Annotated in this window: 23 protein-coding genes; 8 read left to right on the plus strand and 15 right to left on the minus strand. The window is 67.5% G+C overall.

The features are described 5' to 3' along the window. Positions 1-204: 204 nt before the first annotated feature. Both tldD and rodA read right to left on the minus strand, forming a co-directional pair. Positions 205-1,665 (minus strand): metalloprotease TldD, encoded by a 1,461-nt coding sequence (gene tldD / locus AC07PZ_RS15115; protein WP_495295919.1) that lies wholly within the window; start codon positions 1,663-1,665, stop codon positions 205-207. A 158-nt stretch (positions 1,666-1,823) separates the two neighbouring features. After that, entirely contained in the window at positions 1,824-2,978 is a 1,155-nt protein-coding gene (rodA, locus tag AC07PZ_RS15120; RefSeq protein ID WP_495295920.1) for a rod shape-determining protein RodA, read from the minus strand. A gap of 109 nt (positions 2,979-3,087) precedes the next feature. Here rodA and AC07PZ_RS15125 point away from each other — a divergent pair, with 109 nt between their 5' ends. From AC07PZ_RS15125 to AC07PZ_RS15145, 5 genes are read left to right on the plus strand one after another with little or no spacing between them, the layout of a single operon-like run. Continuing rightward, a complete protein-coding gene (locus AC07PZ_RS15125; protein ID WP_495295921.1) occupies positions 3,088-3,690 on the plus strand; it encodes a YqiA/YcfP family alpha/beta fold hydrolase in 603 nt (200 codons plus the stop codon). 50 nt (positions 3,691-3,740) lie between these two features. Further along, a complete protein-coding gene (locus tag AC07PZ_RS15130) occupies positions 3,741-5,798 on the plus strand; it encodes a ribonuclease catalytic domain-containing protein (RefSeq protein ID WP_495295922.1) in 2,058 nt (685 codons plus the stop codon). Between the two features lie 42 nt (positions 5,799-5,840). Then, positions 5,841-6,695 carry an energy transducer TonB gene (locus tag AC07PZ_RS15135; protein ID WP_495295923.1) on the plus strand — a complete coding sequence of 285 codons (855 nt, stop codon included), beginning with the start codon at positions 5,841-5,843 and terminating at the stop codon, positions 6,693-6,695. A 29-nt stretch (positions 6,696-6,724) separates the two neighbouring features. Continuing rightward, on the plus strand, positions 6,725-7,564 hold the full coding sequence (gene aroE, locus AC07PZ_RS15140; RefSeq protein ID WP_495296127.1) for a shikimate dehydrogenase: 840 nt from the start codon (positions 6,725-6,727) through the stop codon (positions 7,562-7,564). Between the two features lie 2 nt (positions 7,565-7,566). Next, complete coding sequence (locus AC07PZ_RS15145) at positions 7,567-8,316, plus strand: transglycosylase domain-containing protein (protein WP_495295924.1); 750 nt, start codon at positions 7,567-7,569, stop codon at positions 8,314-8,316. A 10-nt stretch (positions 8,317-8,326) separates the two neighbouring features. Here the strand turns inward: AC07PZ_RS15145 and AC07PZ_RS15150 are convergent, their stop codons facing one another. Both AC07PZ_RS15150 and AC07PZ_RS15155 read right to left on the minus strand, forming a co-directional pair. Next, positions 8,327-8,857 (minus strand): GNAT family N-acetyltransferase, encoded by a 531-nt coding sequence (locus AC07PZ_RS15150; RefSeq protein WP_495295925.1) that lies wholly within the window; start codon positions 8,855-8,857, stop codon positions 8,327-8,329. Beyond that, entirely contained in the window at positions 8,854-9,261 is a 408-nt protein-coding gene (locus AC07PZ_RS15155; protein ID WP_495295926.1) for a ribosomal maturation YjgA family protein, read from the minus strand. The genes AC07PZ_RS15150 and AC07PZ_RS15155 overlap by 4 nt, the downstream gene beginning before the upstream one ends. Here AC07PZ_RS15155 and AC07PZ_RS15160 point away from each other — a divergent pair. The 3 genes from AC07PZ_RS15160 to ruvC are packed head-to-tail and all read left to right on the plus strand — an operon-like array spanning position 9,260 to position 11,573. Further along, positions 9,260-9,928 carry a lysophospholipid acyltransferase family protein gene (locus tag AC07PZ_RS15160; RefSeq protein WP_495295927.1) on the plus strand — a complete coding sequence of 223 codons (669 nt, stop codon included), beginning with the start codon at positions 9,260-9,262 and terminating at the stop codon, positions 9,926-9,928. The genes AC07PZ_RS15155 and AC07PZ_RS15160 overlap by 2 nt on opposite strands. Continuing rightward, positions 9,929-10,999 (plus strand): phosphatidate cytidylyltransferase, encoded by a 1,071-nt coding sequence (locus AC07PZ_RS15165; protein WP_495295928.1) that lies wholly within the window; start codon positions 9,929-9,931, stop codon positions 10,997-10,999. Positions 11,000-11,003: 4 nt separating this feature from the next. Further along, the gene (gene ruvC / locus AC07PZ_RS15170) at positions 11,004-11,573 is read left to right on the plus strand and encodes a crossover junction endodeoxyribonuclease RuvC (RefSeq protein WP_495295929.1); all 570 of its coding nucleotides are present in this window, start codon (positions 11,004-11,006) and stop codon (positions 11,571-11,573) included. A gap of 29 nt (positions 11,574-11,602) precedes the next feature. Here ruvC and AC07PZ_RS15175 read toward each other — a convergent pair whose 3' ends face one another. The 11 genes from AC07PZ_RS15175 to mraY form a co-directional block, all read right to left on the minus strand. After that, complete coding sequence (locus AC07PZ_RS15175; RefSeq protein ID WP_495295930.1) at positions 11,603-11,779, minus strand: hypothetical protein; 177 nt, start codon at positions 11,777-11,779, stop codon at positions 11,603-11,605. 17 nt (positions 11,780-11,796) lie between these two features. Continuing rightward, a complete protein-coding gene (gene lpxC / locus AC07PZ_RS15180) occupies positions 11,797-12,720 on the minus strand; it encodes a UDP-3-O-acyl-N-acetylglucosamine deacetylase (RefSeq protein ID WP_495295931.1) in 924 nt (307 codons plus the stop codon). 111 nt (positions 12,721-12,831) lie between these two features. Then, positions 12,832-14,061 (minus strand): cell division protein FtsZ, encoded by a 1,230-nt coding sequence (gene ftsZ / locus AC07PZ_RS15185; RefSeq protein WP_495295932.1) that lies wholly within the window; start codon positions 14,059-14,061, stop codon positions 12,832-12,834. A gap of 157 nt (positions 14,062-14,218) precedes the next feature. Further along, positions 14,219-15,448, minus strand: a complete 1,230-nt coding sequence (ftsA, locus tag AC07PZ_RS15190) for a cell division protein FtsA (RefSeq protein ID WP_495295933.1) — start codon at positions 15,446-15,448, stop codon at positions 14,219-14,221. Positions 15,449-15,469: 21 nt separating this feature from the next. Next, positions 15,470-16,252 carry a cell division protein FtsQ/DivIB gene (locus tag AC07PZ_RS15195; RefSeq protein ID WP_495295934.1) on the minus strand — a complete coding sequence of 261 codons (783 nt, stop codon included), beginning with the start codon at positions 16,250-16,252 and terminating at the stop codon, positions 15,470-15,472. Further along, entirely contained in the window at positions 16,252-17,220 is a 969-nt protein-coding gene (locus AC07PZ_RS15200) for a D-alanine--D-alanine ligase (RefSeq protein ID WP_495295935.1), read from the minus strand. Before AC07PZ_RS15200 ends, AC07PZ_RS15195 begins: the two co-directional genes overlap by 1 nt. Next, positions 17,217-18,671 (minus strand): UDP-N-acetylmuramate--L-alanine ligase, encoded by a 1,455-nt coding sequence (gene murC / locus AC07PZ_RS15205; RefSeq protein ID WP_495295936.1) that lies wholly within the window; start codon positions 18,669-18,671, stop codon positions 17,217-17,219. Before murC ends, AC07PZ_RS15200 begins: the two co-directional genes overlap by 4 nt. Beyond that, positions 18,668-19,708: an undecaprenyldiphospho-muramoylpentapeptide beta-N-acetylglucosaminyltransferase gene (gene murG, locus AC07PZ_RS15210; RefSeq protein ID WP_495296128.1), complete on the minus strand. Its 1,041-nt coding sequence runs from the start codon at positions 19,706-19,708 to the stop codon at positions 18,668-18,670. The genes murC and murG overlap by 4 nt, the downstream gene beginning before the upstream one ends. Before the next feature lie 17 nt (positions 19,709-19,725). Further along, on the minus strand, positions 19,726-21,024 hold the full coding sequence (gene ftsW, locus AC07PZ_RS15215; protein WP_495295937.1) for a putative lipid II flippase FtsW: 1,299 nt from the start codon (positions 21,022-21,024) through the stop codon (positions 19,726-19,728). Further along, entirely contained in the window at positions 21,021-22,751 is a 1,731-nt protein-coding gene (murD, locus tag AC07PZ_RS15220) for a UDP-N-acetylmuramoyl-L-alanine--D-glutamate ligase (protein WP_495295938.1), read from the minus strand. Before murD ends, ftsW begins: the two co-directional genes overlap by 4 nt. Positions 22,752-22,755: 4 nt before the next feature. Beyond that, positions 22,756-23,934 carry a phospho-N-acetylmuramoyl-pentapeptide-transferase gene (gene mraY / locus AC07PZ_RS15225; protein ID WP_495295939.1) on the minus strand — a complete coding sequence of 393 codons (1,179 nt, stop codon included), beginning with the start codon at positions 23,932-23,934 and terminating at the stop codon, positions 22,756-22,758. Positions 23,935-23,939 lie beyond the last annotated feature (5 nt).

The raw sequence follows: 23,939 nt of genomic DNA on the forward strand, positions 1-23,939 counted from the left end.
ATGTCAGGCCAAACCCCAGCCATCCCGACCATTCCAGAAACAACACGGAACGGGATTGACAGAACGCCGGCACGAAATAAGCCACGCCAGAGCGGCGAGCCAGAAACACCGCGGAACCGGCTCTGCCGGGCCGCTGGTGTTGCCCCGGAAGGGGGTTGGCAAAAGGTGACACGACGTGCGCCGAAGCCTGGGGTTGAGCCAATGTCAGGCGGTGCCGCCAACCGTGAGGCCGTCGATGCGCAGCGTCGGCTGACCGACGCCCACGGGCACGCTCTGGCCTTCCTTGCCGCAGACGCCGACACCCGAATCCAGCGCCATGTCGTCGCCGATCATCTTCACGCGCGTGAGCGCATCCGGCCCGTTGCCGACGAGCGTCGCGCCCTTGACGGGATAGAGGATCTTGCCGTTCTCGACCCAGTAGGCTTCACTGGCAGAGAACACGAACTTGCCGCTCGTGATGTCGACCTGACCCCCGCCGAAGTTGGTCGCGTACAGGCCCTTCTTGATGCTGGCGACGATTTCCTCAGTCTTCTTGTCCCCGCCAAGCATGTAGGTGTTGGTCATGCGCGGCATCGGCACGTGGGCATAGCTTTCGCGGCGGCCGTTGCCCGTGGGCTTGACTTTCGACAGCCGGGCGTTGAGCGAGTCCTGGATGTAGCCCTTCAGGATGCCGTCCTCGATCAGCACGTTGCGCTGGCTCGCATTGCCTTCGTCGTCGACGTTCAGCGATCCGCGGCGATCGGCGATCGTGCCGTCGTCGAGCACCGTCACGCCCTTGGCAGCGACGCGCTCGCCGACACGGCCTGCGAATGCGCTCGAACCCTTGCGGTTGAAGTCGCCTTCGAGGCCATGGCCGATGGCCTCGTGCAACAGAATGCCGGGCCAGCCCGGGCCGAGCACGACGGTCATCTCGCCGGCAGGCGCAGGACGCGATTCGAGGTTGGTGAGCGCGGCCTTCACGGCGTGGTCGACGTATTCGGTGATCTGTTCATCGCCGAAATAGGCCAGGCCGAAACGGCCGCCACCGCCGCCCGAGCCGATTTCGCGGCGACCGTTCTGTTCGGCGATCACGGTGACCGACAGCCGGACCAGCGGGCGCACATCGGCCGCGAGCGTGCCGTCCGCGCGCGCGATCAGCACCACGTCGTACTCGCTGGCCAGGCCGGCCATCACCTGCGCCACGCGCGGATCGCGCGAACGTGCCAGCTTCTCGACCTTTTCGAGCAGCTTCACCTTGGCCGCGCTGTCGAGCGTGGCGATTGGGTCGACGCCGCCATAGAGCGACCGGCTCGACGCGATCTTGCGCGTCGGCGTCTTCACGCGGGCGGTACGCCCGGCCGACGATATGGACCGGACGGTGCGCGCCGCGTCGAGCAAAGATGCCTCCGAAATGTCGTCGGAATAGGCAAAAGCGGTCTTCTCGCCGCTGACCGCGCGCACACCGACACCCTGGTCGATGCTGAAGCTGCCCGTCTTGACGATGCCCTCTTCCAGGCTCCAGCCTTCACTGCGCGTGTACTGGAAATAGAGGTCGGCGTCGTCCACCTTGTGCGCGGTGATCTCCGCCAGCGCACGCGACAGATGCGACTCGTCGAGACCGAAGGGCGTGAGCAGGAGCTGCTGCGCCGTGGCGAGGCGCTCGATGGTGGGTTCGCGAGAGATCATGAAGGCATTCTAGGCCGCCCTCCGAGGCGCGCCCCCCGCCTCAAAGAAGCCCCACAGCATCATGGGAACACCCATGAACGCGCGCTTGCCGGCGCCACCGGCCGGGCCCAGAAAATCGACGGAGCCGCACGCGAAGCGACGAGAGGCTCTGGAAACGGTCAACCCTGCGTCAATCGCTTCGCCCGCGAAATCGACATCAGGATGCCCAGCGCCAGCCCCAGCGTCACCATCGCCGTGCCGCCATAGCTGATGAACGGCAAAGGCACGCCCACCACCGGGAGGATTCCGCTGACCATGCCCATGTTCACGAAGGCGTAGGTGAAGAAGATCATGGTGACCGCGCCGGCGAGCAGCCGCGAGAACAGCGTCGGCGCACCGGCCGCGATCGCCAGGCCGCGAAAGATCAGGAAGGTGAAGGACGCGATCAGGATCAGGTTGCCGATCAGCCCGAACTCCTCCGAATAAGCCGCAAAGATGAAATCGGTGGTGCGCTCCGGAATGAATTCCAGATGCGTCTGCGTTCCCTGCATGAAGCCCTTGCCGCCGGTACCGCCAGCACCGATCGCGATCATTCCCTGGATGATGTGAAAGCCTTTGCCGAGCGGGTCCTTCGACGGATCGAGCAGCGTGCAGACCCGCTGCTTCTGGTAGTCGTGCAGCACGCGCCAGTCGAAGCCGTCGGCGCACAGCGTGGACTCGTAGCCGATGATCAGCGTCACGGCGATCACGCCGATCAGCACCGGCGGCACGATCAGCTTCCAGGACAACCCCGCGAAGAAGATCACCGACAGCCCGGCCGCCAGCACCAGCAGCGCGGTGCCAAGGTCCGGCTGCTTCATGATCAGGCCGACCGGGACTGCCAGCAGCAAGGTCGCCACCGCGAAATCCAGCGGCCGCAACTGCCCTTCGCGCCGCTGGAACCACCAGGCCAGCATCAGCGGCATCGCAATCTTCAATATCTCGCTGGGCTGGATCACGATGCCGATGTTGATCCAGCGCGTCGCACCCTTTTTCGTGATGCCGAACAGCGCCACCGCGATCAGCAGCGTGACGCCCGTGGCGTACAGCGGCACGGCGAAGGTCATCAAGCGCTGGGGCGGAATCTGCGCGACCACGAACATGATGAAGGCGGCCAGCACCATGTTGCGGCCATGGTCGATGAAGCGCGACCCATGGTCGTAGCCCGACGAATACATGGTGAGCAAGCCCGCGCCGGCCAGCAGGAGGACTGCAAATGCAAGAAATCCGTCGAAACCCTGGAACACGGGCGCGATCCGTCGCACGAGCGACGGCTGGTTGAAGACGGCAGACATGGGCGCGGATTATCGGCGCTGCAGGCTTCGGCTGCTGCCATGCGCTCGACACAATATTTCGTGACAATACGCGCCCTCGCGCGGCCACCGCGCACCAGCGTTCTTCCGCATGTCCCCCGCGCCCACGCCCACCACCCATCTGCTCTACCTTCACGGGTTCCGATCGTCTCCTCAATCGACCAAGGCCCGGATCCTGGCCGCCCGCGTGGCCGAGCGATATCCCACGCTGCACTGGTGGTGCCCGCAGCTGCCGCCCTCGCCGCGCGAAGCCATGGCGCTGATCGAGGAAGGCACGGCGGATTGGCCACGCGAATCGATGGCGGTGATCGGCTCGTCGCTGGGCGGCTTCTATGCCACGCATCTGGCGGCAACCACCAGCTGCCGCACCGTGCTGCTGAACCCGGCCGTCGATCCGGCACGCGAGCTGGCGCACTACATCGGCGAGCAGGCGGCCTGGCACGATCCGACGCAGCACTTCTTCTTCCAGCCCGAATTCATCGGCGAACTGCGCGCGCTCGAAGTCGGTGCCCTGCCGGCGCCCGAGCGCGTCCTCGCCATCATCGCCAAGGGTGACGAGGTACTGGACTGGCGCGAAATGACGGCGCGCTATGCCGGCTGCCGCATCGAGTTGCTGGAGGGCAGCGATCACGGGTTGTCGGACTTCGAGACGCAGCACCTCGACGAGGTGATGCGTTTCATCGACCCGGCCTGATTCCGGCTCATGCGGCAAAGCCGGTCGGCACGCATGGGACAATCGCGCCCATGTTTGTATTGTTCGAAGAAGCCGGAAAGTACCTCGGCGGCCGCCTGATGTCGGAGGCCGAATCGTCGGCGCAGGTCGAGCTCGACACCGGGAAACGCGTCAAGGTGAAAGGCGCCAACGTCGTGTTGCGCTTCGAGAAGCCGGCGCCGCCCGAGCTGATCGCCGAAGCGAAGGCGCTCGTCGCCACGATGGACCTCGATCTCGCCTGGGAATTCGCGCCGGAGGGCGAATTCGGTTTTGCCGACCTGGCGAGCGACTATTTCCAATCGAATCCGACGCTGCAGCAGCAGGCGGCCTCGTTGCTCGCGCTGTTCGAGGCACCGCACTACTTCCGCCGCGCCGGCAAGGGCCGCTTCAAGAAGGCACCGGCCGAGATCGTGCAGCAGGCGCTCGCCGCGATCGAGAAGAAGAAGGTCCTGCAGGCGCAGATCGCCGAATGGGCCGAGCAGCTCGCCGATGGCATCTGCCCGGCACCCGTGCGGGAGCAGCTCTACAAGATCCTGTTCAAGCCGGACAAGAACGCGCCTGAATACAAGGCGGTGGTCGATGCCGCGCGCGCCACGCAGCGGGCGCCGCTCGACCTGCTCGAACGCGCGGGCGCCATCGATTCGCCCTACCAGTTCCACTGGCGCCGTTTCCTGTTCGAGAACTTCCCGAAGGGCACCGGCTTTCCGGCGCTCGCGGCGCCCGCCATCGCCGACGAACTGCCGCGCGCCGACGGCGTCGAAGCGTTCTCGATCGACGACTCACAGACGACCGAGATCGACGATGCGTTGTCTGTGCAGGGCCTGGGCAGCGGCACCGTCGTGGTCGGTATCCACATCGCCGCGCCCGGCCTGGCCCTGGTGCCCGGCAGCGCGATCGACCAGGTGGCGCGCAGCCGCATGTCGACGGTCTACATGCCCGGCTACAAGATCACCATGTTGCCGGACGACGTGGTCGCCGCGTACACGCTGCAGGAAGGGCGCGACTGCCCGGCCGTCTCGCTGTACGCCACCTTCGACGAGGCCACGCTCGCACTGACCGCCACCGAGACGAAGATCGAGCGCGTGCCGATCGTCGCCAACCTGCGGCACGACCAGCTCGATACCGTCGTCACCCAGCCCTGGCTGGAAGACGCCGCCGTGCAGAGCGAAGGCACGCCCGAGATCGCGGCCCGGCTGCGGGCACCGCTGTCCTTCCTGTTCCGGCTCGCAAAACAGCTCAAGGCACAGCGCGAGGTGGTGCGCGGCAAGCCGGAGAACTTCACCCGGCCCGACTACAACTTCCGGCTCGTCGGCAACGACGGCGAACCGGTCGGCAACGAGCAGGTCCAGATCAGCACCCGCCAGCGCGGCGCGCCGCTCGACCTGATCGTGTCGGAAGCCATGATCCTGGCCAACAGCAGCTGGGGCGGCTGGCTCGGCGAGCTCGGCGTGCCCGGCCTCTACCGCAGCCAGGCCAGCATGGCGCCTGGCGTCAAGGTGCGCATGGGCACGCGCGCGCTGCCGCACGCCGGCCTGGGTGTGAAGAGCTACGCCTGGAGCACCTCGCCGTTGCGTCGCTACACCGATCTGGTGAACCAGTGGCAGATCATCGCGGCGGCCCGCCACGGCCGCACCGCGGCGCTGGCCGCGCCGTTCAAGCCGAAGGACGCCGACCTGTTCTCTATCCTCTCGGGTTTCGACGCGGCCTACAGCACCTACAACGCCTACCAGGGCGGCATGGAACGCTTCTGGACGCTCAAGTACCTGCAGCAGCAGGGCATCACCGAGCTGGAGGCAACCGTCATCAAGGATGTGCCCAACGGTGCCCTGGTGCGCGCCGACACGCTGCCGCTGGTGTTCCCGGTCGCCGGCCAGCAGCCGCGCGGCGCCCGTCTGCGCGTGAAGCTCGGCGAAATCGACGAGATCGCGCTCGACGTGCACGGCACCGTGCTCGAACGCCTCGACGCGGTGGCTGAAGCCGCCATGGACGACGACGGCGCCGAAGAGGAAGAAGTCGCCGGCCCGATCGCGATCGCGGTCGACATGACGGACAGCGACAGCCCGGCGTCCGCCGCCAGCACGCCCGCCTGACGGCGGACGGCCTCGCGCATTCCGGACGAGCAGCGCGGTGCCATGCGGCTGAAGGACCTGAGCACCCTGCAGATCGCGCTGGGCCTGTCGGTCCTGGCGCACGCGGCGCTGCTCGGCGTGCGTTTCGCCGCGCCGGCGGCTTTCGACCGGATGTTCCAGGACACGCCGCTCGAAGTCATCCTCGTGAACGCATCCACCAGCGAGCGGCCGGACAAGGCCACCCTGATTGCGCAGCGCTCGCTCGCCGGCGGAGGCGATCTCGACAAGGGCCGCGCGACCAGCCCGCTGCCGCCGTCCAGCTTCACCTCGCCCGGCGACGCCAGCGAAGACGTGCAGCGCCAGGTCGAAGCGATGCAGGCGCAGCAGATGCTGCTGCTGTCTCAGCTCAAGGACCGGCTCGCCACGATGCCCGTGGAAGATCTGCGGCCCTCGGGCACGGCGGCCGACGCATCTGCCCAGGCGGAAAGACGGCGCCAGCTCGTCAACCTGCTGGCCGAGATCGAACGCCGCGTGAACGAGGAAAACGCACGCCCCAAGAAGCACTTCGTCAGCCCTGCGACCCGCGAGGCAGCGTATGCGGCCTACATCGACACCCTGCGCCGCCGCATCGAGGCACGCGGCACGGAGAACTTCCCGCAGATCGCAGGCAACAAGCTCTACGGCGAACTCATGATGCTGATCACGGTGAACCACGATGGCCGGCTGCTGGCCGCCGAGGTTGCCGAGCGTTCGGGCAATGTCGCGCTCGACAGCCGGGCGCAGGCGATCGTGCGCAGCATCGGCAGCTTTGGCAATTTCACTGCAGCCATGCGCCGCCAGGCCGACCAGATCGTGCTGCCGGCGCGCCTGCGCTTCACCCACGACGAGACGCTGGAAGCCCAGCTCTCCGCCCGATGACAGAGACGACAGACCACCGAGACCACTGCATGGACATCTATTGCGTGATGGGCAATCCCGTCGAACACAGCCGCTCTCCCTGGATCCACGCGCGCTTCGCGGCGCTGACGGGCCAGACCCTCGACTATGGGCGCCGCCTGGCGCCCATCGACGATTTCGCCGGCGCCATCGCGGCCTTCCGCGCCGACCCCGCCGGCACGGCGCGCGGCTGCAACGTGACGGTGCCTTTCAAGTTCGAAGCCGCCGCACTGGCGCAGCAGCTGACGCCCCGCGCCACGCTGGCCGGCGCCGTCAACCTGCTGAGCTTCCGCGAAGACGGCGTCCACGGCGACAACAGCGACGGCATCGGACTGGTGAACGACATCGTGCGCAATGCCGGCGTCGCACTGGCCGGGCGCGACCTGCTGCTGCTGGGCGCCGGTGGTGCTGCAGCCGGCGTGCTCGGGCCGCTGCTCGAAGCCGGTCCGCGCCGCATCGTGGTCGCGAACCGCACGCTCGCCAAGGCCGTCGCGCTCGTCCAGCGCCATGCAGCGCTGGCGCTGCGCCACGGCGTTCAGCTGGAAGCCCAGGCGCTCGAGACGATCGACGGCACGTTCGACCTGCTCGTGAACGGCACCGCCTCGAGCCTCTCGGGCGGCGAGGTGCCGGTGGATGCCCGCGTACTGAAGCCGGGCGCGCTCGCCATCGACATGATGTACGGCCCCGCTGCCGCCGGCTTCCTGGCATGGGCGCGCGCGCATGGCGCCGTGCCGCGCGACGGGCTCGGCATGTTGGTCGAACAGGCCGCGGAAGCCTTCGAGGCCTGGCGCGGCGTGCGGCCGCCGGCGGCACAGGTCCTGGCGGAATTGCGCGCCATCGTGGACGCCTGAGCATGCGCTCTCTTCTGCGCTGGGTGTTCTGCCTGCTGATTGCAGGACTCGCATTGCAGCTCTTCTTCGTCCTGCGCATCGCGGCCATGGCCGTGATCGATCCGCAGTCGACCGCGTTCCAGCGCTCCGAAGCGTGGCGCATCGCCACGAAGGGCCGCAGCAATGGCGCGCGCGACTGGGCGCAGCAATGGGTGCCCTACGACGAGATTTCGGACACGCTCAAGCGCGCGGTGATTGCCAGCGAGGACGGCGAATTCATCTACCACCGGGGCATCGAGTGGGAAGCGATCGAGCGCGCGCGCCAACGCAATGCCCAGGCCGAAGCGATCGCCGCCCGGCGCGCCGCACAGGCCCGCGCGCGCGGCAAGGAACCTGCCGCCGCCAGGTTGCGCGGCGGCTCGACCATCACGCAGCAGCTCGCGAAGAACTTGCTGCTGTCGGGCGAACGCACGATGCTGCGCAAGGGCCAGGAACTCGTGCTGGCGACGACGCTGGAGCTGCTGCTGAGCAAACGGCGGATCCTCGAGATCTACCTCAACAGCGTCGAATGGGGCGAAGGCGTGTTCGGCGCCGAGGCGGCCGCGCAGCGCTATTTCAAGAAGCCCGCCGCACGGCTCAGCGCCAACGAAGCCGCGCGCCTTGCCGTGATGCTGCCAAGCCCGAAGTTCTATGAACTGCGGCTGGGTTCTGCCTACCTGGGCGGCCGCGCCGCCACCATCGTGGCGCGCATGCCATCGGCCGAACTGCCCTGAGCGCCGAGGCTCAGCGGGCCGTCACGTCACCGGTCCGCAGCCGGCAGACCGTCGTTCGGCCCGAGCCATGCGGCCGGCGCGCCGGCTCTGCAAACGTATCGATCTCGACGAAGCCGCCCTTGCGCATCATGCCGGCGGACGCGGCGTTCTCTTCGTGCCGATCGATGTAGACGTCCTTCAGGCCCTGCGCCGCCAGCACGGCAACGGCTGCCGTCAGCAACCGGGCACCGATCCCCTGGCCTGCGTACGCGCGATGCACGACGGCCTCGCAGATGTAGCCATGCGGCGCATAGGCATCGGCTGCGCCCTGGTAACGCGCGAAGTGATGCGTCGTACAGAAGGTCACTGCGCCGACCAGCTCGCCCTGGTCGAGCGCGAGCACGCCACCGGTGCGGTCGGCACCGGCATTGCCGATCCGCGCAAGGTGCTGTGCGACCTCGTCAGGTGGCAGCCAGTTCCAGGGGTTCGGGCCATGGGACAGGATCAGGTCGGACAGCGCGGCAACGTCGGCGGCGGTCGCGGCACGGAAATGCAAGGTCATGCGGGCTTTCCAGTTTCGAGCCGCCGGGCGCGCCACGCTTCCAGCAGCAGGATCGAGACGAGTCCGAGGCCGTATGCGAGCACGTCGTTCCAGTCGGGCGTGCTGCCCAGCAGGACGCGCAGCACGCGGTTCGGCACTCTCCAGTGCCACAGCGCCGCGAGGTACTGGCCGAACTCCAGCGCGCAGCCGATGCCGAACGCGGCAAGCGCCAGATAGAGCGGACGCACGGCCAGCACACTGCGAAACACCGCGTGCAGCCACATCACCGCGAGCACGTCGCCGAAGAAGCCGCGCAGCCAGCCCGTGCGGGCGCCGACCGTGGCAAGCAGCACGAGCATCACGAGGAGCGCGAGCGCCCAGGTCAGCGCAGCCGGATTGAAGCGCAAGGACAGAACGGTTTTCATGGCCCGTATCATCGCCGCCATGTTTGCTGCGAAGTTGTTGGGATGGGTGTTGCTCGGTGTCGTGCGTCTTCTCACGGGTGCCCAGGCGCGCTGGTGGGGTTGTCCGCCGAAGGCCGAGCAGCGGATCTATTTTGCGAATCACCAGAGCCACATCGACCTCGTCATGATCTGGGCTGCTCTGCCCGAGGAATTGCGCAGCATCACGCGGCCGATCGCGGCGCGCGACTACTGGGCCAACACACCGTTCAAGCGCTGGATCACGACCGAGCTGTTCAATGCCATCTACGTCGAACGCGGCGGCACGCCGCCGCCGGCTGAAGAAGGCGCACCGGCGCCCGACCCGATGGCGCCGCTACAGCCGCTGATCGATGCGCTCAAGAGCGGCGACTCGATCATCATCTTCCCGGAAGGCACGCGCGGCCACACAGGCGAGCCGCAGAAGTTCAAGTCCGGCCTGTTCACGCTGGCCGGCATGTTCCCCGACGTCGTCTTGGTGCCGGCATGGATCGACAACGTGCAGCGCGTCATGCCCAAGGGCGAGGTCGTGCCGGTGCCGATCCTTTGTTCGGTGACTTTCGGGGCACCGATCGCCCTCGGTGCGGGCGAAGAGCGCCGCGCCTTCCTGGACCGTGCGCGCGATGCGGTCGTCGCACTGCGGGACGTCTGAATGAATGCCTTTCTCCGCGGCCTGACGCCGCCGCAGCAGGTTGCTGCGCTGTTCCTCATCGTCTTCGGCGTGCTCACGCTCGTCAGCATCGGCACGCTGCTGATCGGCCTGCGCGAACGCCGCAATGCCGCGCATGGCGACGCCTGGATGCGGGAGTTCCAGGACTTCCGTGCGCTGCTGCGCACCACCTGGTTCATGGTCGTCGTGTTCTGGATCGGCTGGGCGCTCGGCCCGGGCGTGGCGAACGTGCTGTTCGGGCTGATCTCCTTCTTCGCGCTGCGCGAGTTCATCACGCTGTCGCCCACGCGGCGTGGCGATCACCGCAGCCTGATCCTGGCTTTCTTCGTCGTGCTGCCGATCCAGTTCGTGCTGATCGGCACCGCGCATTTCGACCTGTTCACGGTGTTCATTCCGGTCTACGTGTTCATCGCCATTCCGGTGGTGAGCGCGCTGTCGAACGACTCCAGCCATTTCCTCGAACGCAATGCCAAGCTGCAGTGGGGCATCACGGTCTGCGTCTATGGCCTGAGCCACGTGCCGGCGCTGCTGATGCTGTCCTTTCCCGGCTACGAGGGCAAGAGCGCGTTTCTCGTGTTCTTCCTGGTCTTCGTCGTGCAGACCTGCATGGTGGTGCAGCATCTGATCGCGCGGCGTTTCGCCTACATCTCTCCCGAGGACCTGGCCGCCAAGCCGGCCCGCCAGCTGTCGCCGCTGCGCAGGACGCTGCAGAAATGGCTTGCCCGCCAGCCCTTCGCACCGAACATCAGCCGCAGCTTCAACTGGGCGAGCTGGGGTGCCGGCATGGCGATCGCCAGCGTGGTCGGCGCGCTGATGTCCTTCATCACGCCCTTCAAGTTCGGCCAGGCGCTGGCGATGGCACTGATCGCCTGCGTGGCGGGCTCGATGGGCCACCTCGTGATGAAGGCGCTCAAGCGCGATCGCGGCATACCGAACTGGGGCAAGAAGGGCGTCGGCGTGACCGGCGCCAACGGCCTGCTCGACCGGGTCGACGCGCTGTGCTTCGCCGCGCCGATCTTCTTCCATTCCGTGCGCTGGTACTTCGGGGTCTAGGCGCATGCGAATTCTCGGCATCGACCCCGGCCTGCAGACCACGGGCTTCGGCGTGATCGACGTGGACGGCCATGCGCTTCGGTACGTGGCCAGTGGCACCATCAGCACCAAGAGCATCGCGCGCGAGGACCTGCCGGCTCGGCTCAAGGTGCTGTTCGACGGCATCGGCGAGATCGCGTCGCGCTACCAGCCGGATGCGTCGGCGGTCGAGATCGTGTTCGTGAACGTGAACCCGCAGGCCACGCTGCTGCTGGGCCAGGCGCGCGGCGCCTGCCTGACAGCCCTGGTCCACGGCAACCTGCCGGTGGCGGAATACACCGCGCTGCAGATGAAGCGCGCCGTGGCCGGCCATGGCCAGGCGGCGAAGGCGCAGGTGCAGGAAATGGTCAAGCGCCTGCTCGATCTGCCGGGCCTGCCCGGCGCCGATGCGGCGGACGCGCTGGGCATCGCGATCACGCACGCGCACGTCGGCCGCTCGATGGCACGGCTGAGCGCCGCGGCAGAATCGTCGAAGGCGGCGGGCGCACCCGCAGATGCGCCCATGCGGCGATACAGGGACGGCCGAAGCCGCTAGGTGGAGCTAGATGGATCGCCGCCGGCCGCTCAGGCCATGCGCTCGGCGATCAGCACGGCGAAGAAGCCGCAGGCCGCAAGCAGCGTCCACTTGAGCACGATCCAGCCGAAGCGCCGGTACTTCATCTGCCCCGTACCCGCATAGAACGCGAAGGACACGCCCGCGACCAGGAGCAGCAGCAGAATGACCCAGCGGAACAGAAGCATCGTGCTGCGGTGCCGCGTTACCAGGCGCGCGCGATCCCGGCAAAGCCGGCGGGCGCACGCTTCTCGTCGTCGAAGGTGACGATCTCGAAGGACTCGGGATGCGACATCAGTTCACGCAGCAGCTTGTTGTTCATCGCGTGGCCCGAACGGAAGGCGCTGTAGGCCGCCAGCAAGGGCCGGCCGACCACGTAGAGGTCGCCCATGGCATCGAGGATCTTGTGCTTGACGAACTCGTCGTCATAGCGAAGACCGCCTGCATTGAGCACCTTGGTGTCGTCCATGACGATCGCGTTGTCGAGCCCGCCGCCGAGCGCCAAACCCTTGCTGCGCATGTATTCGACTTCCTTGGTGAAGCCGAAGGTGCGCGCACGCGCGATGTCGCGGCTGTACGAACCGCTGCCCAGGTCGAACTCCACGCGCTGGCCGGTCGAGTCGACCACGCGGTGGTCGAAGTCGATCTCGAAGCTGAGCTTGAAGCCGTGATACGGCTCCAGGCGCGCCCACTTCACGTTGCTGCCCTCGCCTTCCCGCACTTCGACCGGCCGCGTCACCTTGATGAAGCGCCGCGGCGCCTGCTGCAGCTCGATACCGGCGCTCTGCAGCAGGAACACGAAGGAAGACGCCGAGCCGTCGAGGATCGGCACCTCGTCGGCCGTGATGTCGATCACCAGGTTGTCGATGCCCAGGCCCGCACAGGCGGACATCAGGTGCTCGACCGTCTGGACCTTGGCACCGCCGTTGGAAACCGTCGACGCCAGCCGCGTGTCCGTGACCGCCTCTGCCGTCATCGCGATGTCCACCGGCTCCGGCAGATCGACCCGCCGAAACACGATGCCGGTGTCCGGCGCCGCAGGCCGCAGCGTCAGTTCGACGCGTTGACCGCTGTGCAGCCCCACGCCGACGGCGCGCGTGATGGACTTGAGTGTTCGTTGTTTCAGCACCGGGCGATTTTAGAAGCCCGACGCTCCCCGCGTCCCGTGAACATCCCTATTTCGCCCATAGAAAAAGGGCGTCGCAAGACGCCCTGATTTCCGTGTACAGCGACCGAGGGATCAGTCTGCTTGGCGGCGGAGGAAAGCCGGGATCTCGAAATCGTCCATGCCGCCCGACGACAGCGCGTCCACCTTGGCCGCAGCCATCGTGCGGTTGGTGCGCCACACGCTGGGCACGGCCATGCCTTCGTAGTTGGGCTGGTTGCCACCGTGCTGCATGCCACCGGCGCTTGCATGGCCCACGCCGCTCAGGGTCGGAACGGTGAACGGGATGTTGTCGGTGCCGGTGCGGATCACTTCCAGCGTCGGCGCCTGGCGGCGTGCGTCGGGACGCGACAGGCCGGTGGCCACCACGGTCACGCGCATCTCGTCGCCGAGGTTCTCGTCGTAGGCGGCGCCATAGATCACGTGCGCATCGGGCGATGCATAGGCACGGATGGTGTTCATCGCCAGCTTCGATTCCGACAGCTTCAGCGACGCCTTCGATGCCGTCACCAGGACCAGCACACCCTTTGCGCCCGACAGGTCGATGCCTTCCAGCAGCGGGCAGGCCACGGCCTGCTCCGCGGCGATGCGCGCGCGGTCCGGGCCGCTCGCGGCCGCCGTGCCCATCATCGCCTTGCCGGGCTCGCCCATCACGGTGCGCACGTCTTCGAAGTCGACGTTCACGCCGCCGTACTCGTTGATGATTTCCGAGATGCCGCCGACTGCGTTCTTCAGCACGTCGTTGGCGTGCGCAAAGGCCTCGGCCTGCGTCACGTCCTCGCCCAGCACCTCGAGCAGCTTCTCGTTCAGGATCACGATCAGCGAGTCGACGTTGGCTTCGAGTTCGGCCAGGCCGCTGTCGGCGTTGTTCATGCGCTTGCCGCCTTCCCAGTCGAAGGGCTTGGTCACGACGCCGACGGTCAGGATGCCCATTTCCTTGGCGATGCGCGCGATGACGGGTGCGGCGCCGGTACCGGTGCCGCCGCCCATGCCGGCCGTGATGAACAGCATGTGCGCGCCATCGATCGCCGCGCGGATCTCGTCGACCGCGAGCTCTGCCGCCTCACGACCCTTGTCGGGCTTGCCGCCCGCGCCCAGGCCGTTGGTACCGAGCTGGATCAGCTTGGGCGCGTTGCTGCGCGACAGCGCCTGCGCGTCGGTGTTGGCGCACGAGAACTGAACGCCCTGCACACCGCGTTCGATCATGTGCGCCACGGCATTGCCACCGCCACCGCCGACGCCGATCACCTTGATTTGCGTGCCTTGGTTGAACTCTTCTTCCATTTCGATCATTTCGATGGCCATTTTTTTAACTCCTTGAATTTGCAGTTGCCGTTTGTTTGCAGACGATTTTTTCTTCAATCACCGGTTGTTTTTTAAGGCGGCCCGGTGCGTCGCCATCGCTCGTTGAAATGCAGGGGTGGGCTTCCGCGCGCCAGCCACAAGGGGTGGTATGTCATGGTCAGAAGTTCCCCACGATGAAGTCCTTGAAGCGGCCGAAGGCGGTCTTGACGGACCCGTTCTTCTGCGCCACCTTGTAGCCGCGCATGCGGGCCGTGCGTGCTTCTTCGAGCAGGCCCATCACGGTGGCGGCGCGCGGCTGCGCGACCATGTCCGACAGCGCGCTCGAATACTTCGGAATGCCGCGACGCACCGGCTTCAGGAAGATGTCTTCGCCGAGTTCGACCATGCCGGGCATCACGGCGCTGCCGCCGGTGAGCACCACGCCGGAGGACAGCACTTCTTCATAGCCCGACTCGCGCACCACCTGCTGAACCAGCGAAAAGATCTCTTCGACGCGCGGCTCGATCACACCGGCCAGCGCCTGGCGGCTCAGCATGCGCGGACCGCGGTCGCCCAGGCCGGGCACTTCGACCTGCGTGTCTGGGTCGGCCAGCAACTGCTTGGCGAAACCGTTCTCGACCTTGATGTCCTCGGCGTCCTTGGTCGGCGTGCGCAGCGCCATCGCGATGTCGCTGGTGATCAGGTCGCCGGCGATCGGGATCACTGCCGTATGGCGGATCGCACCGTTCGTGAAGATGGCCACGTCGGTCGTGCCGGCACCGATGTCGACCAGCACCACGCCCAGTTCGCGCTCGTCCTCGGTCAGCACCGCCTGGCTCGACGCCAGCGGGTTGAGCATCAGCTGCTCGACCTCGAGGCCGCAGCGCCGCACGCACTTGATGATGTTTTCCGCCGCGCTCTGCGCACCGGTCACGATGTGCACCTTCGCCTCGAGGCGCATGCCGCTCATGCCGATCGGTTCCTTCACATCCTGGCCGTCGATCACGAATTCCTGCGGCTCGACCAGCAGCAGGCGCTGGTCGCTCGAGATGTTGATGGCACGGGCCGTCTCGACCACGCGCGCCACGTCGGCCGGCGTGACCTCGCGGTCCTTCACCGCGACCATGCCGCTGGAGTTGATGCCGCGGATGTGGCTGCCGGTGATGCCGGTGTAGACGCGGCCGATCTTGCAGTCGGCCATCAGCTCCGCTTCCTTCAGCGCCTGCTGGATGCTCTGAACGGTCGCGTCGATGTTCACCACCACGCCGCGCTTGAGGCCGTTGCTCGGTGCCACGCCCATGCCCGCGAGCTTGAGCTCGCCGTTGGGCAGCACCTCGGCCACGACCACCATCACCTTGGCGGTGCCGATGTCGAGCCCGACAACCAGGTCCTTGTATTCTTTGGGCATGCAGTGTCCTCGCTAGTTCGCTTATTTCTTCTTGGGATCGGCCGCGACCGTGGTCACACCACGCAGACGCAGCGCATAGCCCTGGTTGTGGCGCAGGTCCGCGCTCTCGACCGACGCCACGGTGCGGCCGTATTGCTGCGCCACCGCCCCCACCGTGCGCAGAAAGCCCTCGGTCCGCTCGACCACCTGTTCGCTCTGCCCGCGGCCGAGCTCGACCACCGCGCCGGTGTCCAGCAGGACATGCCAGCTGCCACGGCTCGAGAGGCCGAGTTCGACCACGGTGATGTCATAGGGCCGGAACAGCGGCGCGAGCAGCCGGTACATGCCCAGCACCTGGCTCGCCTGGTCGTCGGGGCCCTCGAGGCGCGGCAGGTTGTCGTCGACTTCGGCCACGTTGGCCTCGAAGACCTCGCCGAAGCCATTGACCAGCTTCGACTCGGCCTCGTCACCCCAGTGCGCCACCGGCACGTGCTCGGTGAGCGTCGCGCGCAGCTTGTTCGGGAACTCGCGCCGCACGACGGCCTTGCGCACCCACGGCACCGACTCGAAGGCCTTGCGCGCACGGGCCAGGTCGACCGTGAAGAAATTGCCTGCAAGCTGCGGCGCGACGTTGGCGCGCAGCGTGACCGCGTTGTTGTGCGTGACCTCGCCGTCCACCTTGATGGCGGCGATCGGGAAGAAAGGCTGCCGCAACACCCACCATGCGCCCGCGGCCAGCAGCAGGCACGCGCACAGCGCGAACACGATGTTCGCTGTGACGTTCATGAGCTTGACGTCGAACGGGACGGGCATCGCGGCAGCCATCACACGCCGCCTTTCGAATCGAGCGAGGCGAACGAGAGCACGCGCAGGCAGAGGTCTTCGTAGGCGATGCCGGCCGCGCGCGCCGACATCGGCACGAGCGAATGCGTCGTCATGCCGGGTGACGTGTTCATCTCCAGCAGGAAGTGCTTGCGGTCGCTGGCACGGATCATCAGATCGGCGCGGCCCCAGCCGCGGCAGCCGAGCTGCCGGTAGGCGGCCAGCACGGTGTGCTGGATGGCCTGCTCTTCGTCGGCCGGCAGACCGCTCGGGCAGTGGTACTTCACGTCGTCGGTGAAGTACTTGTTCTGGTAGTCGTAGGCGCCTTCGGGCGCGGCGATGCGCACCACCGGCAGCGCGCGAGCGTCCAGGCCGCTGCCCAGCACCGCGCAGGTGACTTCGTCGCCTTCGATGAACTCCTCGCAGAGCACGTCGGGGTCGTAGCGGACCGACAGCTTCACGGCGTCCTGCATCTCGGAGTAGCCCCTGACCTTGGTCACGCCGATCGACGAGCCTTCGCGCGGCGGCTTCACGATGAGCGGCAGGCCCAGCACGTCGGGCACGGTGCGGATCTGTTCGCGGCTCTGCTGGTCGGCCGCCAGGCGCACGTACTTCGGTGTCGGCAGGCCGTCGGCCTGCCAGATCCGCTTGGTCATGACCTTGTCCATCGCCACGCTCGAAGCCATCACGCCCGAGCCGGTGTACGGAATGCCGAGCAGTTCGAGTGCGCCCTGCACGGTGCCGTCCTCGCCATGGCGGCCATGCAGCGCGATGAAGCAGCGGTCGAAGCCGTCGCGCCGCAGTTCGACCAGGTCGCGCTCCGCGGGGTCGAAGGCATGCGCGTCGACACCGCGCGAACGCAACGCCTCCAGCACGCCGGTGCCCGACATGAGCGACACCTCGCGCTCGGCCGATGTGCCGCCGAACAGCACGGCAACCTTGCCGAAGCTCTTGGGATCCAGGGGGTTCACAGCACCCGTCCTTCGCGCGTCACGCGCTCTGCAGCATGCGGTCTGGTGCCGCCTAGTTCCACCACCCTGGCCGGCACGGCGCCGATCGAACCGGCACCCATGCAAATGACGACATCACCATCGCGCGCGTTGTCCAGGATCGCCTGCGGCATCGCCGTGATCTGGTCGACGAACACCGGCTCGATGCGGCCGGCCACGCGCAGGGCACGCGCCAGCGACCGGCCATCGGCCGCGACGATCGGCGCCTCGCCGGCGGCATAGACGTCGGCGAGCAGCACGGCATCGGCGTTGCCCAGCACCTTGACGAAATCCTCGAAGCAGTCGCGCGTCCGGGTGTAGCGGTGCGGCTGGAACGACAGCACCAGCCGGCGTCCCGGGAACGCGCCCCGCGCCGCGGCGATCGTGGCCGCCATCTCGACCGGATGGTGGCCGTAGTCTTCGATCAGCGTGAAGCTGCCGATGCCCTGCGCCGGCAGAACGGCTACGTTGCCATAGCTCTGGAAGCGCCGGCCGACGCCGGTGAACTCCGACAGCCCGCGCTGCACGGCCTCGTCGGGCACGTTGAGTTCGACCGCGACGGCGATCACGGCCAGCGCATTCAGCACGTTGTGCTCGCCGACCAGGTTCAGCACGATGGCCAGGTCGGGCAGCGTGACGCCGTTGCGGCGCTGCGCCGTGAAGTGCATCTGCGTGCCGACCGCACGGACGTTGACCGCGCGCACCTGCGCGCCTTCGTGGAAGCCGTAGCTCGTGACCGGGCACGACACCTGCGTGACGATGTCGCGCACCGCCGGATCGTCGGTGCACAGGATCGCGACGCCATAGAAGGGCATGCGGTGCAGGAAATCGACGAAAGCCTTCTTGAGCTTCGAGAAGTCGTGCCCGTAGGTCTCCATGTGGTCGGCGTCGATGTTCGTGACGACCGCCATCACCGGCAGCAGGTTCAGGAAGGACGCGTCGGACTCGTCGGCCTCGACCACGATGTAGTCGCCGCTGCCCAGCTGCGCGTTGGCACCAGCGCTGTTGAGCTTGCCGCCGATCACGAAGGTCGGGTCGAGCCCGGCAGCGGCCAGCACGCTCGCCACCAGGCTGGTGGTGGTCGTCTTGCCGTGCGTGCCGGCGATCGCGATGCCCTGCTTCAGGCGCATCAACTCGGCCAGCATCATGGCGCGCGGCACGACCGGAATGCGCTTCTCGCGCGCCGCGACGACCTCGGGGTTGTCGGCCTGCACGGCAGTGGACGTGACGACGGCGTCGGCCCCCGCGATGTTGACCGCGTCGTGACCGATGAAGGTCTGGATCCCGAGGCTCGCCAGGCGCCGCAGCGTCGCGCTGTCGCTCAGGTCCGAGCCCGAGATGCGGTAGCCGAGGTTCAACAGCACCTCGGCGATGCCGCTCATGCCGGCACCACCGATGCCCACGAAATGGATCTGTCGGATGGCGTGCTTCATTTGGCGAGCTCCTCGCAGGCACGCACGACGGCCTCGACGGCCTCGGTCTTCTTCATCGATTGGGCCTTCGAGGCCTTGTCCACCAATGTGGATCGGTCGGTTGTCTGTAGCAAGTCAGCCAGCAATTCAGGTGTGAGTTCGGTCTGTTGAACGAGCCAGCCGCCGCCCGCGTCGACAAGGAAGCGCGCATTGGTGGTCTGGTGATCGTCGACAGCGAAGGGAAAAGGCACGAACAGCGCTGCTGCGCCGACGGCCGCGATTTCGGTGACGGTGCTGGCGCCGGCACGCGCGACGATCAGGTCGGCGTCGGCATAGGCACGGGCGGTGTCTTCGATGAAGGGCGTGAGCTCGCCGTCGACGCCGGCAGCCGTGTAGTTGGCACGCAACTCGTCGATCTGCTTGGCGCCGCTCTGGTGGATGACCTGCGGCCGCTGCGCCGGTGCGATGCGCGCCAGCGCCTGCGGCACGATGGTGTTGAGCGCACGCGCCCCCAGGCTGCCGCCGACCACGAGCAGCTTCAGCGGGCCGCTGCGGCCGGCGAAGCGGGCTGCCGGATCGGCCTGCGACGTGAACGACGCACGCAGCGGGTTGCCGATCCACTGCGCGTTCTTCAGCACGTTCGGGAACGCGGTGAAGACGCGGTTGGCAACGCTGGCCAGCACCTTGTTCGTCAGGCCGGCGACCGAGTTCTGCTCGTGCAGCACCAGCGGACGGCCGAGCAGCACGCTCATCAGGCCGCCCGGAAAGCTGATGTAGCCACCCAGGCCGACGACCACGTCGGGCCGCACCCGGCGCAGCACGGCAATGCTCTGCAGCAGCGCGCGCAGCAGGCGCAGCGGCAGCAGCGCCATCGTCATCACGCCCTTGCCGCGCAAGCCGCCGAACTGGACCGATTCGAAGGCGAAGCCACGCGGCGGCACCAGCTTTTCTTCCATGCTGCCGGGCGCGCCCAGCCAGTGCACGCGCCAGCCGCGCTCGCGCAGCGCCTCGGCCACCGCCAGCCCCGGGAAGATATGGCCGCCGGTACCGCCGGCCATGACGAGTGCGACGCGGCTCACAACCGCCCCCCCTTCATCAGCACGCGGTTCTCGTAGTCGATGCGCAGCACGATCGCCAGCGCGATCAGGTTCATCAGGATCGCGGAGCCGCCGAAGCTCATCAGCGGCAGGCCGAGCCCCTTGGTCGGCAGCGCGCCGAGGTTCACGCCCATGTTGATGAAGGTCTGGAAGCCGATCCACATGCCCACGCCTTGCGCGACCAGCCCGGCGAACACGCGATCGAGCGCGATCGCCTGGCGACCGATGTGCATGATGCGTCGCGTCAGCCAGAGGAACAGGCCGATCACCAGCAGCACGCCGACCAGTCCGAACTCCTCGCCGAGCACGGCGAGCAGGAAGTCTGTGTGGGCTTCGGGCAGCCAGTGCAGCTTCTCGACGCTGCCGCCGAGGCCGACACCGAAGATCTCGCCGCGGCCGATCGCGATCAGCGAATGCGACAGCTGATAGCCCTTGCCCAGCGCGTGCGCCTCGCTGAAGGGATCGAGGTAGGCGAACAGCCGTTCGCGGCGCCATTCGCTGGTCATCACCATCACGGCGAAGGCGACGACCATCAGCGCGGCGATCACGAAGAACATGCGCGCATTGACGCCGCCGAGAAACAGGATGCCCATCGCGATGATCGCGATCACCATGAAGGCGCCCATGTCGGGTTCGGCCAGCAGCAGCATGCCGACCACCACGACGGCGACGCCCATCGGCAGCACGGCGCGGAAGAAGCGTTCCTTGATCTCCATCTTGCGCACCATGTAGCTGGCGGCATAGAGCACCATCGCGAGCTTGGCGAGCTCCGAGGGCTGGAAGTTCATGACGCCCAGCGGCAGCCAGCGGCGCGCGCCGTTGACCACGCGGCCGACGTGCGGCACCAGCACCGCGACCAGCAGCAGCAGCGACGCGACGAACAGCCAGGGCGCGACGCGCTCCCAGGTCTTCATCGGTATCTGGAAGGTCAGCAAGGCGGCCACGAAGGCGATCGCCAGGAACAGCAGGTGGCGGATCAGGAAGAAGGCCGGGCCGTAGCCCGCACGCGCGAATCGCGGGTTGTCGGGCAGCGCGATCGAGGCCGAATAGACCATGACCAGGCCCCAGGCGAGCAACGCCATCGTCACCCAGAGCAGCGCCTGGTCGAAGCCCAGCACGCGCATCGGCACGGCCGCGGTCTGCGTCATCGTGCCGCCGCGCAGGCGCACCGGCAGATGCATCGGCAGTGCGTCGATGCCGCTCTTGGCGGCGCGGCCGAACCAGCCGCGCCAGCGGCTGCGGCCTTCTTCGGGGATCGATGCGGCGGCGCTGTTCATGCGGCGTGGTCCTCGGTCGACTGGGCAGGCGCATCGGCCAGCGCCTGCACGGCCTCGCAGAACACCGCGGCGCGATGCGCGTAGCCGGTGAACATGTCGAAACTCGCGCAGGCCGGCGACAGCAGCACGGCGTCACCCGGGCGGGCGCGACGCGCAGCCAGTTGCACGGCTTCCTCCATCGACGCGGCATTCAGCAAGGTGACGCCGGTCGATGCCAGCGCGGCCTCGATCTGCGGCGCGTCGCGCCCGATCAGCACCACGGCGCGCGCGAACCGGCGCACCGGTTCGGCCAGCGGCGCAAAGTCCTGGCCCTTGCCATCGCCGCCGAGGATCGCGACGATGCGGCGATCGACACCCAGGCCACCCAGCGCAGCCACGGTCGCGCCGACATTGGTGCCCTTGCTGTCGTCGAAGTATTCGACCTCGCCGACGATCGCGATCGGCTCCACGCGATGCGGCTCGCCACCGTATTCGCGCAGGCCGTAGAGCATCGGCGCGAGCGCGCAGCCGGCAGCCGACGCGAGCGCCAGCGCGGCAAGCGCGTTCATCGCGTTGTGCTGGCCGCGGATGCGCAGCGCATCGGCGGGCATCAGCCGTTGCACATGGATCTCTTCCTCGTGCACCGCGCCGCGCTTGCGCTTGATCGTCTCGTCGGCTTCGAGCGCGCGCACCAGCCAGCCCATGCCGTTGATGCGTTCGATGCCGAAGTCGGATGGCCGTTGCGGCAGGCTCGCGCCGAAGGTGATGTGGGCGCGGATCTGCGGGCGCTGCAGCTTGGCGCGAACCGGCGGCGGCAGCATGGCCATCACCATCGCGTCGTCCCGATTCAGCACCAGCAGCGTCTTCATACCGAAGATGCGCGACTTGGCCGCGGCATAGGCCTCGAGGCTGCCGTGCCAGTCCAGATGATCCTGCGTGACGTTCAGCACGGTCGCGGCGGTGGGCTCGAAACCCTGCACGCCGTCGAGCTGGAAACTCGAGAGCTCGAGCACCCAGACTTCGGGCAGCGTGTCCGCGTCCATGTGCGCGGACAGCGTGTCGAGCAGCGTCGGGCCGATGTTGCCGGCCACCGCCACGGTCTTGCCGGCGCGCGCGACCAGTTGGCCGGTGAGCGAAGTGACGGTGGTCTTGCCGTTGGTGCCGGTGATCGCGAGCACGGCCGGCGTGTAGCCCTTCGGTGCAGCGGGCGGCGCGATGACCGGAACGGGCGCCTCGGCCTCATCGTCGACCGCGCCGGTGGCATCGGCCGATTCAGCGGTCGGCTCAACCGGCGCCGGCACGGTGTCCGCGGCCGATGCGGACGCGTCGACGGCGGCAGGCGTTTCGGCGACGTCGTCGTCGACCGGCGTTGCGGTGTCCACGTCCAGAGCCGCCGACGGCGCGTCCCGCAGGTCCGCCAGCGCGCGTGCGAACAGATCCAGCTCGCCACCGACCGGCAGCCCGATGGCACGCGCGGCATCGAGCAGCGGTGCCAGCGTGGCGGGCATCAGCCCCGGTGAACGATAGACCGCGCGAATCGACGTGCCTTCGACCAGCGCGGCGTTCAGCGGGCCGCCGACGAAGACGGCGTTGGGCAATTCCTCGCGCAGCGTGCCGAGCAATGCCGGCGCGTCACGCGTGTCCGCGACGGTCACATGCGCGCCATGGCGCGCGCACCAGCGCGCCATCGCCAGGCCGGACACGCCCAGGCCCAGGATCAGCACATGAAGGTCGTGGAGATGCTTCATCGGGTCAACGCAGCTTGAGGGTCGACAGGCCCACGAGGCACAGCAGCATCGTGATGATCCAGAACCGCACGACGACCTGGGTCTCGCGCCAGCCGCTCTTCTCGAAATGGTGATGCAGCGGTGCCATCTTCAGCACGCGCCGGCCCACGCCATAGCGCTTCTTGGTGTACTTGAAGTACGCGACCTGCGCCATGACCGAAATCGCCTCGACCACGAAGATGCCGCCCATCACGAAGAAGACGATCTCCTGGCGCACGATGACCGCCACCGTGCCGAGCGCGCCGCCCAGCGCCAGCGCGCCCACGTCACCCATGAAGACCTGCGCCGGATGGGTGTTGAACCAGAGGAAGGCCAGGCCCGCACCCGCCATGGCCGAGCAGAACACCAGCAACTCGCCCGCGCCCGGGATGTTCGGGAACAGCAGGTACTTCGAGAACACCGAACTGCCGGTCACATAGGCGAACACGCCCAGCGCGGAGCCGACCATCACGACCGGCATGATCGCCAGCCCGTCCAGGCCGTCGGTCAGGTTCACGGCATTGCTGGAACCGACGATCACCAGGTAGGTCAGGATCACGAAGCCGATGCCGCCCAGCGGGTAGCTGACTTCCTTGAAGAAGGGCACGAGCAGGTTGATCTTGGGCGAGAACTCGAGCGAGAAACCCGAGCGCACCCAGGCGAAGAACAGCTCGAGCACGCGCCAGTTGGAGCTCTCGGAAATGCTGAACAGCAGATAGAAGCCGGCGATCAGGCCGACCACCGATTGCCAGAAGTACTTCTCGCGCGAACGCATGCCTTCCGGGTCCTTGCGAACGACCTTGCGCCAGTCGTCGACCCAGCCGATCGCGCCGAAGCCCAGCGTGACCCACAGCACGATCCAGACGAAGCGGTTGCTGAGGTCGAACCACAGCAGGGTCGACACGGCGATCGAGAACAGCACCAGCACGCCGCCCATCGTGGGCGTTCCGCTCTTGCTGAGATGCGATTCCATGCCGTAGCCACGGACCGGCTGGCCGATCTTCAGCGCGGTGAGCCGGCGGATCGCATACGGGCCGACGGCGAGTCCGATCAGCAGCGCCGTCGTCGCCGACAGCAGCGCGCGAAGGGTGAGGTACTGGAAGACGCGCAGGAACCCGAACTCGGGCGAGAGCGTCTGCAACCATTGGGCGAGACTCAGCAGCATGAATG

The sequence above is a fragment of the Variovorax sp. GW821-FHT10B04 genome (genome assembly GCF_059415645.1).